Below are 11,942 nucleotides of genomic sequence, written 5' to 3'. Positions count from 1 at the left end.
ACGACTATAGTCGAAACAGCGTTAAGCATATAGGAGTGCGCCGTTTTGCAAATAGCCTATCGGGCCCGGGATATTACCGAAGCTCACATCATAGCTGGCCTGCTGAGGGCCAATCACATAGAGGCGCACGTTGGCGGGCATTACCTGCAGGGTGCACTGGGCGAAATCGGCGCTGCCGGCTTTACCAACGTGCATGTGGCTGACGAGGACTGGGTTCTCGCCAGAGCCTTGATTGAGGACTACGAGGCAAACCGACTTGAGCAATCCTGAAGCTTCAGGCGTTTAACGGATAGCGTTCCAGCACGGTATAGACAGAGCCGCTCTGGCCTGGAGTACTTTCAAACAGCGCAAACTCCTGAACCGACCAACTGCCAAACCGGGTGCTCCGATAACGCTCGATCAGCTCGGCCACCGAGCCCGCGCCAGCCCGAAAGCGGCTCAGTGTGATGTGAGGTTTGAATGAAGGATTCTGCAGAGTGAAGCCGTCGTTGATGAGCCTTTGGGCAAGGGTGCGTTGCAGTCCCCTCAGTTCTGCCTCGGGGGAGACCCCCGCCCATAGGATTTTCGGGCTCTCCTCCTTGCCGAAGCAACCCAGCCCGGCGGCTTCCAGCTCAAAAGGCGTATGGGCCACCTTTCTGGCGTTATCCCGAGCCTGGGTAACCTGTTCGCTCTCCACCTCTCCCAGAAACGCCAGGGTTAGGTGAAGCTGGGCTTCGCTTTGCCAGCGGGCACCTTTAATGTCAGTTTTTACCGTTAAGACGCTGGTCTTGATCGACTCAGGAATTTCCAGCCCGAAGAACAGTCTTGGCATTAACTCCTCCTTAGTCGGGCGTAGCCCGGTCTGGTCAATGTTGTTATAGTATAACGTTTTTGAGGCCCGAATTATGTCCAGCATTTCCCGACCGATTCCCACCAACCTGATTCTGGGGTTTCTTGGCGTTGGCAAAACCACTGCCATTCTGGACCTGCTGCGCCAGAAGCCGGAGGGTGAAACCTGGGCGGTGTTGGTGAACGAGTTTGGCGAGGTGGGTATTGATGGCGCCATCCTGGAAACCGAGGGAGCGGTGGTGCGCGAGGTGCCAGGTGGCTGCATGTGCTGCGTCGCGGGGCTGCCCATGCAGATCGGCCTGAATCAGCTGATTGCCAGAGCCAAGCCGGATCGTTTGCTGATTGAGCCCACGGGCCTGGGCCATCCGTCCCAGATTCTCGATACCCTGACTGGAGAGCATTATCAGGATGTCCTGGCGTTGGGGCCGGTGATTACTCTGGTGGATCCACGCAAACTCGAGAACTCGAAAGTGCTTGAGAATGTGCAGTTCCGGGATCAGATCGAAGCTGCCGATATTCTGGTCGCCAACAAATCGGATCTTTGCACGGCACAGCAACTCTCGGCGTTTGAAGACTGGGTTGCCACACTGCCCCTGACGAAGCGTGCCGTTTACACGACAAGCCAGGGACATTTGGCGCCCGAGTGGCTGGACGGTGAGATGGAGCGTCAGCCGGTATCCAGCCCGGATGCTCATCAACAGCGGGCTGCGCTTGATCTTCGCCCCCCGGCACCGTCTCTGGACGATCAGCCCTGGCAGCGGATGACCAACCGTGGTCAGGGGCATTACAGTCTGGGTTGGCGCATCCACCCGGAAATTCAATTCTCGGAGGCGTCTCTACTGGCAACGGCGATGGATGAACGTCTGGTGCGGTTCAAGGCCGTTGTGCATACCCTGGATGGCTGGCGAGTGATCAATCAGGTGGAAGGTGCGTTGACCGTTCAGCCCTGTGAGCCGGGAGAACAATCGCGGATTGAATTGATCAGTTCAGAGCCTTTGGCAGAGAACGATCTGGATCTGGAAATGAAACGCGCCGCCGGGTTGGCAGAGTGAGGGCCCGGAACGGGCCCTCGGTGCATTACTGGTGACCGTAGATTCTCATGCGGGTGTTCTGCACAGAGAGGTTGTCCAGTGTCAGGGAACCGATGCTGGTTCCGCCCACCAGAACCTGGCCAATCTTCATGTCTGCGTCAAACTGCTGCAGATCAATCGCCAGGGAATCGTCCGAGCTGCCGAAGCGTTGGTCTTTATAGACCTCCACAACGATATCCGCGGCGGCATCCAGAATGGTCGGGCCATTGCCGCCAGTTGCTTTGTCAGCAACCTTTTCGAGATAGGTATTCTTGGTGAGCTGCAGGTCACGAATACCGATCGCGAGGAAGTCGACATCGATATCCAGATCGGAAATACCGACCTTTGTGTCCAGGGTCAGCTTGTCGGTCGCGGTATCCACCGTGATGCCGACCTTGTTGAAGATACCCCTCATTGAAAAGTTGCTTGCCAGCAGCGTGGAGTCTGTGTTGCCCTGCAGGCTCCATTCACCGGTTGTCACGCCAAAATCGATAGGAGCTGCGGTGATTGGCAGTACGTTGATGATGGCGTCGCCATCCGCGGCAACGTCGATCTCGATCTTGATATTGTCGATCAGGTCGGTGTAATCCTTGAAGGCCAGGCTTCTGCCAATCTCGATGTCTTTGAACATCTCATCTTCATAGCCGGCGCCAGCACCGCCGATGCTGATGTCCTTGATGGCGAGAGAGCCTTCATCGGTATATCTGAATTCACCAATGTTTACTTTGGTTTCGAGCTCGATGGTGACACCGGCCTGACCGGTGATGCTGCCCATCTGAGCATCGTCGATTGGTTTAAGTTCTGCCTGCGCGGCAAACGGCGCGCCGATGATAGCCAGTGCTAGCAGATTTCTTTTCAGGCTTTTCATTGCATTGTTCCTTTTTTGATTTTGTTTTTACTGCGTATGAGGTCCACGGCCAGCCGCGCTGGCCATGGACCCGCCTCCGGCATTGCCGGAAGTTCTTACTACTCTGGAGTCAGCTCCAGATCGATGGTGTTGCCCGGGCCTGTCATGAACTGATTCAGCAAGCTTGTGAGCAAGCCGCAGTTCTCCAGTGCCGGCAGCTCATAGACACCGCTTACCGTGCCGCCGGTGGCAGGCGAGAAGTTGGAGCCTTCAACGGAAGTGAGCTGGATATCAACTGGCTGGCTGGTCTGGCACTCTTCGCCACCACCAATCTTCACCGGCAGGCCGAACAGTTTGATGGCAACCTTGGGCACCTTCACGTACAGGTGAGAGTTCGCCGTCAGCTTGCCGTCGACCAGAGAACCGGTGGTTACTTCAGCCTGTTCAAACTCGACGTTTGCAGATGCATGAATCTTGCTGAACAGCAGTTTGATGGAGAAGTTGCCAGAGGTTGGCTCAACATCCAGGTCGGCTTCGAACGTGCCGGATGCGAGATCAAGGAGTGTGGCAATGCTGCCGGTCAGGGGCAGTGTGCCGCCGGTAGCCTTGATCAGGGTTGAGCCTTCCAGGCCCAGCAGCAGTTCCAGGGTCGGATTTCCGGTCTGCTCATACGCTTCGGCAGTGACCGGAACCTGGATCTCCGGATTCTCGGAATCGCTGGAACGGATCACCAGGTTGGCGTTGCTCACGCCTACCGAGGCTGCGGTAAAGGCTATCTGAACAGCGCAGCTCTCGCCGGCCGCGACGGTGGTGCAGTCTGTCGACTGGGTGAAGTCGGCCGCGTTCGCGCCTTCCAGTGCAATGCTGTCGATCTGCAGAGCAGCGTTGCCACTGTTGGATACGGTCACTTCCGCACTGGCGGATTCACCGAGGAGTATCCGGCCAAGGTCGATGGACTCCGGATTGACGCCGATTTCGGGAACCGGTGCCAGGACTCCACGGCCGGTCAGCCCAACGTCCACAGACGGTGTTTCGGCGTCGGTAGACTGGATGATCAGAGTAGCGTTGCGGGTTCCTTCCGTGGACGGTGCGAACGTTACGTCGACATCACAGGAGGCACTGGGTGCAATGGTGGTACAGCTATTGGTTTGTGTGAACACTGTGGAATCTGTGCCACCAATGGAGATGCCATTGATGCCCAGATCCGAATTGCCGGTGTTGGAGATGGTAACGGTTTGCGTAGCGGTCAGGCCGGCCTGAACGTTGCCAAAGGCCAGCTCCTCAACGCCGACATTAATGCGGGGCGCCTCAACCGTATCGCCTTCGACGAGAACGGTCTGGAGCAGGTTGTCCTGGTCTGGCAGCTGCACGCAGTCTGTGGTGATCTCGCCGATGGGCGCCGGGGCTATGTCACCATTGGCGGTGCGAGCAATCAGATCCAGGGACAGGGCGCCGACGCGAATCTCAGCCTCACCGATATCCTCATCGGTGAACAGTACCTCGGGAGCCGTGCCTGCAGCGGGAACGTTAAACTCTCCGGTCTCGGACGGAATGTTGGTTGGCGGAATGTCCAGCTTTACGATCTGGTCAAACGTGCGGTTGACCGTCACGATTTCGTTGATGCTGGTGGCAACCCCCTCGAGGGTCTCGGAATTGACCAGCTTCAGGCCAGTGCGCGCGTCGTCATTAACGACGGTAATGGCGTCAACCTGAAACTGCGGTGTGGGTTGTCCAACGGTAGCGACCGGCGGTATGTCGGCGCTGATCTGGGCGCGAATGGGTTGGGTGCCGATCAGTGGGAACGGGCATTCAAAGGCCAGTTCCAGGGAAACCTGCTCGGCAGACGCATTACCTGCGCCCCCCGCCATCAAAGCCGCCGCGGCAATCGCGGGGCCGAGCTTGCGGACACTCGTATTGAGGTTCCTGAGTTTCATGAGTTCGTCCTCTGTACGTCGTTATTTGTTGTAGTGGGTTGCAGACAACACCGATAAGGACTGCTCAATCGGACTTGCAAAGATCCCTTTGCCATACGTGTTCACGTATGAGTGCAGCGTTATTAGACGGGGAGAGGGTGCCGCGGGTCATTGCTTGTCGCGGCACCGTTTTTGTTCAAAGCGGAGAGAGGCGAAGGGATTGTCTAAACCGTGAACGGTGTCAAAACGAAAAGTGAGCTGTGTTCACTTTTTTGAGCGGGCTTGCCGCCGAACGTCGCCGGGGGTTGTGCCCGTCCAGGATCGATAGGCTTTGGTAAAACCGGCCTGGTCACTGAACCCCAGTTTTTCGGAGATGGACTCCAACGGTACGTTGGTGTCTTTCAGATAAAGGGTGGCGAAGCTTTCGCGAATTTCGTTCCGTAATTCCCTGAATGATGTGCCGGCGCTGGCAAGATGCTGGCGCAGGGTGCGCGGGCTGATATCCAGGCGCCGCGCAATGTTTTCGGTGGTGCAGGGGCGGCCGGGCTGGCTCATGATCAGTTCGCGAACCTGCATCGCGGTCTCGTCGGCTTCCAGATTGCCGGGTTTTCGATGGCATCGGGTACGGGCTACCAGAAACTCCAGGTTAGCCTCACTTTTGGGGGCTGGTGAGCCTTTCAACGGCATGGTTACCTGAGCAACCGGTGCCTCGAACTCGAACTCGCACCCGGGGGCCAGGAGTTGCCAGTCATCCAGCGAGGCAGACGACGGAAAATCAAACTGGAAGTTGAAGTTGCTGCAAACCTGGCAGGAGATACGGTGAATGCTGCCCATATAGATTTTGGTCAGGCAGGGTCTCAAGTCCTCCACGCCCCAGGTATCGATCAGCCGGATGCGGAATGTGGAGCCGGTCGATTCCAGTTCCATGTCCATCAATGGCAGGCCTACGCGCAGGTATTGGACGATCATGCTCACCAGGCGTCGCGGATTTTCCTGACCCAACATGGCGAACCCGAGAAGGCCGTGACTGGGCAGGTCTAGTTGTTGGCCAAATTCGAACGCCGCGCGTTCGTCGGTCATCAGCCAATCCGCCTGTCGCAGCAAATCCATGACCTGATGCATGGACAAGCTGGCGTCCGGGTTATTCAGCATTTCGTCGGTGATGCCGGTATTGGCAAGAATGGTATGCCGCTTTACACCGCGATGTTCCATAAAACGGACAAAACGGCGGGCATAGCGAGCCGAGACGATCGGCACTTCCAGTGCAAGTTCAGATGACGTTTCCATGTTCCGGTCTCTGAGCCGGGGGCTTCCTGGCACTTAGCCTTGAATTGTTCTGTTGGTATCATTCAAGAGGTACTATCCGGCTCCTCTCTACTCTGCGGCAGTATAGGCAGCGGGAAAGGGGGGCTTTTACGTAGCCGGTCACAAACCTGCCACATGGCCGGATATGACAATGAAACTTTTGTCAGGTTGAAAGTGCATGATTGAAAAGCCGGAGCCTAAGGAATGTCTTCAATCGCACTGCCCGGTTTGCCAAACCGGGCAGTTGGCGCCTTTTCGGACGATTGGAGATCAGCGCTATCTTCGTTGCGGTTTGTGTCAGGCAACGGTCATGGCCCCGGAGTGTCGTTTGGCGGAGGACCGGGAGCGGGCCGTTTACGAGTTGCACGAGAATAGCGAGTCTGACCCGGGTTACCGGCGGTTTCTCACCAAACTCGCGGAGCCCTTGCTGGCACGTATGGAACCTGGCGCCTGCGGCCTGGATTTTGGCTGCGGGCCCGGTCCGGCATTAGCGAAGATGCTGGAAGAGGCCGGGTTGGCGGTGGCTCTTTACGATCCGTTCTTCTATCCCGACGACCGGCTGTTGACGCAGCGGTATGACTTTGTCACCTGCACGGAAGTCGTCGAACACCTTTACCAGCCGGCCGAGGTGTTCCAAATGCTGGATCGCCTGTTACGGCCTGGCGGCTTGCTTGGCATCATGACCTGTTTTCAGACCGACGACGATCGGTTTGACAACTGGCACTACCGGCGTGACCCGACGCATGTGGTGTTCTACCGGGAGTACACCTTTGACTGGCTGGCGCAGAACTACGGCTGGGATCTTGAGATACCGGCGAAAGATGTTGTATTACTGAGGAAACCGGTTTGACCGGTTGTTAATCCGTTTCTGATGGACAGGCGGGGATCGCCGGGCATCCCTCCGGATTTCCCCCTTTGGACAGGATGTCATCGCCGGCTGACTCAAACCGGTCCGGTGCAAGCGTGGCCGCACAAGCCGAGGCCTTTCGAGCCTGAGCCGGGCACCCTGCATCGTTCAGTGCGATAGCGAGGTTGTTCCAGCCTTCAGCGAACTCCGGGAATTTGTTGATGACTTTCAGGAAACCGTCAGCGGCCTTCTGATGACGCCCTAGCTGGTACTGGAGATTGGCTTTTGCCATGAGTGGTGTTGGCTGCTCTTGCCACTTTGTTATTGCCGTTTCGTAGGCCCGCTGAGCTGCGAGAGTATGGCCTGTTGTTTCAAGATCGTGGGCCGCCCGGAGGTATGGAAGCATTTCACCGGTGGAGGGTATCCGATCCGGTGGCAGAATGACGGTAGCCCAGTGGTCTGCCTTGGCCCACGTGTTGTAAAACACTTTATACGGCATTTCATAATGGCGCCGGGTGTCCGTGTTCAGAATCAAGACTTGCTTCTCGGTGTCGTAACCGACTACCACGGCGAAATGCCACTGAGGCCACCAGCCCAGGCGCAGGTTCTGCATGATCAGAACGGGATTGCCAGCTTCAACCTCGGCGAGAACTGCCTCGGGCTCTGGTGGTAAACGGTATACCAGCATATCGTGGGACCGCGCACCCGCAACCATTTCCACTTGCAGGGAGCCTTCCTTGCCCGGCAGGTAGACCAGTTCTTTCAGTATATCCGGATTGGTCTCCAGCCCCTGTGCGTTCAGCATCATGGCCAGCGATGCCGGACCGCACTGGTATTTTTCTTGCGGATAGAAGGGAACACTCTCAAGCAGTGTGGCAGAGCTTGATGATTCAGCGCTACGGGGCGTGGTATCTGGCCAGTCCGGGGTGGATGCGCACCCCGCAAGCAGAATGACGGCCGCCAGAATGACGGCCGTGGTGTGTTCAGGAAACCTGCTCGCTTTCAGCATTACAAATCAGCGAATGCATTTCACGAAGGGGAACAGATCCGTCGCGCAGAGCATATCGGTTATGATGAATACCACCAGGAACAGAACAATGATGCCGACAACCCCCTCGCCGGTTGGTGCTTCGGCCAGTTGTTGCTCGAACTCGGCCAGTTCGGCCGGCGTCAGATTCTGGATGCGCTCCGCAACCTGGGCTTCTGTCACGCCCAGTTGCTGAAGTTTTGCCTTCACGTCCTGATCTTCAAGCATTTCCAGCAACTGTTGCCGGTCCAGATCCACCTGTTGCTGCTGGATCAACTCACCGGTACCCACCATGCCTGCGTTGGCGGACATGGAGAAGGTGGTCGCAAACGCGAGGAGTATGGCCATCGTCAGTGAGAACTTTCTTAAGTGCTTTCTGATACCGTTCATGTGAGGCTCCTTTCTCTGTTGTATTCCAGTACAGTAGATAGCGATCTGTACTCATTCAACATACAAAACGTTCACACAGCCGCCCAGGTTCCATGACTATTTGGTCATGGCGCGGGCGTTCAGGTACTCAGCGAAAAGCTTCAGCAAGTGATTGGCATCAGGGGCAGGACGCACACCCTGCAGCAGGCTCTGGGCGTCCAGGCCTTCGGCGACGATGTCCGGAAATTGGACTTCGAGGTAGGCTTTCATGATGGCTTCGGTGAATTCCGGATGAAACTGCACGCCCCAGGCATGTTCGCCAACCCGGAACGCCTGGTGCGGCTCGAAGGCCGAATTGGCCAGCAGTACAGCGCCCGGAGGGAGCTCAAGTGCTGATTGCTTGTGGGTCAGGTGGGCGGGGAATTCTGCCGGCAACTGACTGAACAGGGGGTCTGAACTGGCGCTGTCGAGCAATCGCACGGTGTGCGTGCCGGTCTCGCGGCCTTTCGGATGGTAGTCTGCCTTGCCACCCATAGCGTGGGCCAGCAACTGGTGGCCATAGCAGACTCCGAGAAGTGGAACCTTGGCCTCGACCGCCTGTTTTATCCAGCGGGCGGTTTCTTCGCTCCAGGGCGCTTTGTCGCTGACCATTGCCGGCGAGCCGGTAATGACGATGCCCGCCCAGTCGCTGGGAGCAGACGCAGGTGGCGTTTGCACGGCATCCAGCACGGTAACGTCAAGATCACCGTTGAGGTTGCGGAGGAACCAGGCGTCGAAATCACCAAACTGATCCCGTATCTGCGGGTAGGTTGAGCCTGTTTTCAGGATAATAACCTTTGGCTTTTCCACGCCTGCTGCCTCCGCCCTGTCGCGCCGCTGTGACTACTCTTTGCCGGCAGAGGTTATTCCTGCGGCAGTTCTGCGTTGTGGAATACGTTCTGTACGTCGTCCAGATCGTTCAGCATGTCGAGGAATTTCTCGAGCATCGGGATGTCGTCGCCTTCTACCACGGTGGTGGTTTTTGGCAGGAACTGGATCTCGTCCACATCGAACTCAATGCCTTCAAACGCGGCTTCCAGAGCCTGTTTGGCTTTGGCGTATTCGGTGTTCGGGGTGAATACCGTGATTTTGCCGTCTTCGCTTTCGATGTCGGTAACGTCCACGTCGGCTTCCATCAGGGCTTCCAGTACGGCTTCTTCATCCTGGCCGGCAAATGCAAAGATGGCGCAGTGATCAAACATGTGGGCCACGGCGCCCGGGGTGCCGATCTTGCACTTGGTTTTGGTGAAGGCCAGGCGAACATCGCCAAAGGTGCGGTTCGGGTTGTCGGTCAGGCAGTCCACGATGACCATGCAGTTGCCCGGGCCGTAGCCTTCGTAGCGGGCCGGCGCATAGTCTTCGCCTGCACCACCCTTGGCTTTGTCGATGGCTTTTTCAATAACGTGGGTGGGCACCTGGTCTTTCTTGGCCCGCTCGATCAGCCCGCGCAGGGAAAGGTTGGCTTGCGGGTCGATGCCACCAGCCTTGGCGGCCATGTAGATCTCGCGGCCGTACTTGCTGTAAACCTTGGTTTTCGCGGCGGCCGTTTTGGCCATGGATTCTTTGCGGTTTTGGTAGGCTCTGCCCATATTCGCTGCCTCTAGGGTTCAGTGAAAAGGCGGATTTTACTGAACCTGAGCGGATTGCAACAGGCCTGATTTCGCAGCTTTTTGGCAGGAGGTGGTTCCGCGTCCCTGCGGAACCGGGTTGTTACACGTATTCCACCGGCTGGCGATAGTTGTCCTGGGATACCAGATCAATGCCACAATCCATATCGCTGACCCAGTTAAGGAAGCGATCAATCATCACCGGGCCTTCAAAGCGCTTGCCATGCTGGGGCACGATCATCGACACGTCCATGTCTCGAACCATGTTGGCCCAAAGACGACAGACTTTCTTGGAAGCAATGTAACGGCGGTGGAAGCCGATCATGTTCGGGATGTGTTTGTCGAAATCTTTCACCGGCTGGTGGTCGTCTTCTCCGCCCATGGACGCGCCGAGGTCACCTGAGAACAGGATTTTTGAGACCGGATCGTAGAATTGAAGGTTACCGACCGAGTGCATGAAATGCGCCGGCAGGCACTGCAGATAAGTCTCCCCGAACCTCACATTGGCGCCGCCGTCAGGAATACTGACGATGCGGTCGTAGACGCTGCCGCTGAGCTGGTTGGTGACGTAGCTGGACACCAGGTGCGGCAAGAAGCGCGCCCACAGCTTTGAGGTAACGATTTTTGCCCGGGTGTGAACAATCCAGCGGTCGATGGCGCCGATGATGTCCGGGTCCTGGTGGGACGCGAAGACATAGTCCATATCGCGGATGTTCATGTACTTGGACGCGGCGACGGAGAGTGGGGTGTAGGTCAGATCTCCGCCGGGGTCGATCAGGGCTTCGTGTTTGCCATCAACAATCAGGAACTGGTTGGACTGAACGCCTTCGCCAGTGACCAGGGAATCGAACATCAGGCACTTGTGGTGTCCGTTGTCGAAGAGAACAATCGGTGCTGCCGCCATTTCTGTCTCCCGCAAAGCAGTAGGGTCTTCGGCTTCAGGCACACTTATAGCCCGATGGCCGGATATTGCAAACTGCGCGGGAGAGTACAGAATTGACAAATATAAATTGTTGCCTCAGGTCAATTATCTGATATTCATCAAGTTACCGATTGTTGCCTGCGCTCCCACAGGCTTACGCCATTGACGGCAGGCGTTTGATACCACGGCGTAATCCCTTTTCCAGCGCGACCTGAACCGCTTTGCCGGTAAACGGAACAATATCCTCAAAACGGATGGAGTACTGAATACGGGTTCTTCCTTCGCCTGCATCGGAGAACAGAATACGTCCCAGGTGATTACGCAAAGGGCTGATGCTGCTGATGGTGTATTCAATCAGAGAGTCGGGTTCAAAACCGAGTACGGTTTCCTCAAGAGACAGCGGGCCAATGCCGATCTTGCGAACCGAGCCAATGCCGTTGGGGTCTGCCTGGTCGCTGTCCTTGATGCGCTTGACCGGTGCCCCGACCAGTTTGCCGAAGCGGTGGTGGTCGGCAAAAACGGCAAAAGCCTTGCGCCTGGGGACATCGAAAGTTTCATCAATTTCAATGGTGTACTGTGCCATGGTGCTGCTCTTGTTGTTAGACGGTGTTCAAGGTTAACCGTTCACCGGGTTCAACAAAAGTCGCAGGCGCGGGTTTTCATCACTGAGAACTGGTTAAAACAGGCCATCGGTTTGTTGGTTGGTATTCCGGAGGCTGGTGGTTATAATCGGGGCTGCTCAGGATGAGTCAGTTCAACATAATCTTCAGGGATCGAAGTCATGCCCCAGGCAAGCGGATTGCAGTTCACCGCCCGTGTAGGCGAATTCCCCTCGGATCACTTTGTCGTTGTCGGCTTCGCGCTGACCGAACGGCTGTCTGATCTGTTCCATGGCCGGTTGCAACTGGCCAGCACCGACCCGGATGTGGCCGCCGCCGATGTACTGGAACAACCGGTAGACTTGGTGGTGTGGCAGGACGGCCAGCCCCTGCGCCGGTTTACCGGCGTGGTGAACGAATTTATGCGGGGCGACACCGGCCACCGCCGTACCCGCTACGAAGTGGTCATACAGCCGCCGTTATGGCGCCTGGGCCTGATGCACAACAGCCGCATCTTCCAGACCCAGGCCACCGACGCCATCGTGCGTACCCTGCTCGAAGAGCGGGGC

The 11,942-nt window shown here is 57.0% G+C and carries 14 protein-coding genes; 4 read left to right on the top strand and 10 right to left on the bottom strand.

Going from position 1 to position 11,942, the window contains the following annotated elements:
* Positions 1–45: 45 nt before the first annotated feature.
* Positions 46–270 (top strand): DUF2007 domain-containing protein, encoded by a 225-nt coding sequence (locus Q675_RS24620; protein WP_011785634.1) that lies wholly within the window; start codon positions 46–48, stop codon positions 268–270.
* A gap of 4 nt (positions 271–274) precedes the next feature.
* Here Q675_RS24620 and thpR read toward each other — a convergent pair whose 3' ends face one another.
* Positions 275–811, bottom strand: a complete 537-nt coding sequence (thpR, locus tag Q675_RS24615; RefSeq protein WP_022992934.1) for an RNA 2',3'-cyclic phosphodiesterase — start codon at positions 809–811, stop codon at positions 275–277.
* A gap of 73 nt (positions 812–884) precedes the next feature.
* Here thpR and Q675_RS24610 point away from each other — a divergent pair, with 73 nt between their 5' ends.
* Positions 885–1,880, top strand: a complete 996-nt coding sequence (locus Q675_RS24610) for a CobW family GTP-binding protein (RefSeq protein WP_023010843.1) — start codon at positions 885–887, stop codon at positions 1,878–1,880.
* Positions 1,881–1,905: 25 nt separating this feature from the next.
* Here the strand turns inward: Q675_RS24610 and Q675_RS24605 are convergent, their stop codons facing one another.
* The 3 genes from Q675_RS24605 to Q675_RS24595 all read right to left on the bottom strand — a co-directional run bounded on the left by Q675_RS24605 (position 1,906) and on the right by Q675_RS24595 (position 5,945).
* Entirely contained in the window at positions 1,906–2,766 is an 861-nt protein-coding gene (locus Q675_RS24605; protein WP_011785631.1) for a DUF6160 family protein, read from the bottom strand.
* Positions 2,767–2,864: 98 nt separating this feature from the next.
* Positions 2,865–4,679: a choice-of-anchor D domain-containing protein gene (locus Q675_RS24600; RefSeq protein ID WP_023010842.1), complete on the bottom strand. Its 1,815-nt coding sequence runs from the start codon at positions 4,677–4,679 to the stop codon at positions 2,865–2,867.
* Positions 4,680–4,922: 243 nt separating this feature from the next.
* Positions 4,923–5,945 carry a helix-turn-helix transcriptional regulator gene (locus tag Q675_RS24595; protein ID WP_023010841.1) on the bottom strand — a complete coding sequence of 341 codons (1,023 nt, stop codon included), beginning with the start codon at positions 5,943–5,945 and terminating at the stop codon, positions 4,923–4,925.
* 328 nt (positions 5,946–6,273) lie between these two features.
* Between Q675_RS24595 and Q675_RS24590 the strand changes: the two genes are divergently transcribed.
* Positions 6,274–6,813 (top strand): class I SAM-dependent methyltransferase, encoded by a 540-nt coding sequence (locus Q675_RS24590; protein WP_022992929.1) that lies wholly within the window; start codon positions 6,274–6,276, stop codon positions 6,811–6,813.
* Positions 6,814–6,820: 7 nt separating this feature from the next.
* On the opposite strand, the gene Q675_RS24585 is transcribed toward Q675_RS24590, so the two are convergent.
* The 6 genes from Q675_RS24585 to Q675_RS24560 all read right to left on the bottom strand — a co-directional run bounded on the left by Q675_RS24585 (position 6,821) and on the right by Q675_RS24560 (position 11,357).
* Positions 6,821–7,819, bottom strand: coding sequence for a PA2778 family cysteine peptidase (locus Q675_RS24585; RefSeq protein ID WP_023010840.1), 999 nt, complete (start codon positions 7,817–7,819; stop codon positions 6,821–6,823).
* 6 nt (positions 7,820–7,825) lie between these two features.
* The gene (locus Q675_RS24580) at positions 7,826–8,227 is read right to left on the bottom strand and encodes a PA2779 family protein (RefSeq protein ID WP_023010839.1); all 402 of its coding nucleotides are present in this window, start codon (positions 8,225–8,227) and stop codon (positions 7,826–7,828) included.
* A gap of 96 nt (positions 8,228–8,323) precedes the next feature.
* Complete coding sequence (locus Q675_RS24575) at positions 8,324–9,055, bottom strand: glutamine amidotransferase (protein ID WP_022992926.1); 732 nt, start codon at positions 9,053–9,055, stop codon at positions 8,324–8,326.
* A gap of 53 nt (positions 9,056–9,108) precedes the next feature.
* Positions 9,109–9,834: a YebC/PmpR family DNA-binding transcriptional regulator gene (locus tag Q675_RS24570; protein WP_022992925.1), complete on the bottom strand. Its 726-nt coding sequence runs from the start codon at positions 9,832–9,834 to the stop codon at positions 9,109–9,111.
* A 121-nt stretch (positions 9,835–9,955) separates the two neighbouring features.
* Positions 9,956–10,756, bottom strand: a complete 801-nt coding sequence (locus Q675_RS24565; protein WP_011785623.1) for an MBL fold metallo-hydrolase — start codon at positions 10,754–10,756, stop codon at positions 9,956–9,958.
* A 172-nt stretch (positions 10,757–10,928) separates the two neighbouring features.
* Positions 10,929–11,357 carry an SRPBCC family protein gene (locus tag Q675_RS24560; protein WP_022992924.1) on the bottom strand — a complete coding sequence of 143 codons (429 nt, stop codon included), beginning with the start codon at positions 11,355–11,357 and terminating at the stop codon, positions 10,929–10,931.
* Between the two features lie 198 nt (positions 11,358–11,555).
* Here Q675_RS24560 and Q675_RS0119105 point away from each other — a divergent pair.
* On the top strand, positions 11,556–11,942 hold a 387-nt coding region (locus tag Q675_RS0119105; protein WP_031211150.1), incomplete at its 3' end, for a contractile injection system protein, VgrG/Pvc8 family.

Source organism: Marinobacter sp. EN3, assembly GCF_000475315.1.
In the GTDB taxonomy this organism is placed as follows: Bacteria; Pseudomonadota; Gammaproteobacteria; order Pseudomonadales; family Oleiphilaceae; genus Marinobacter; species Marinobacter nauticus.
This window is presented reverse-complemented; position numbering and strand designations above follow the sequence as displayed.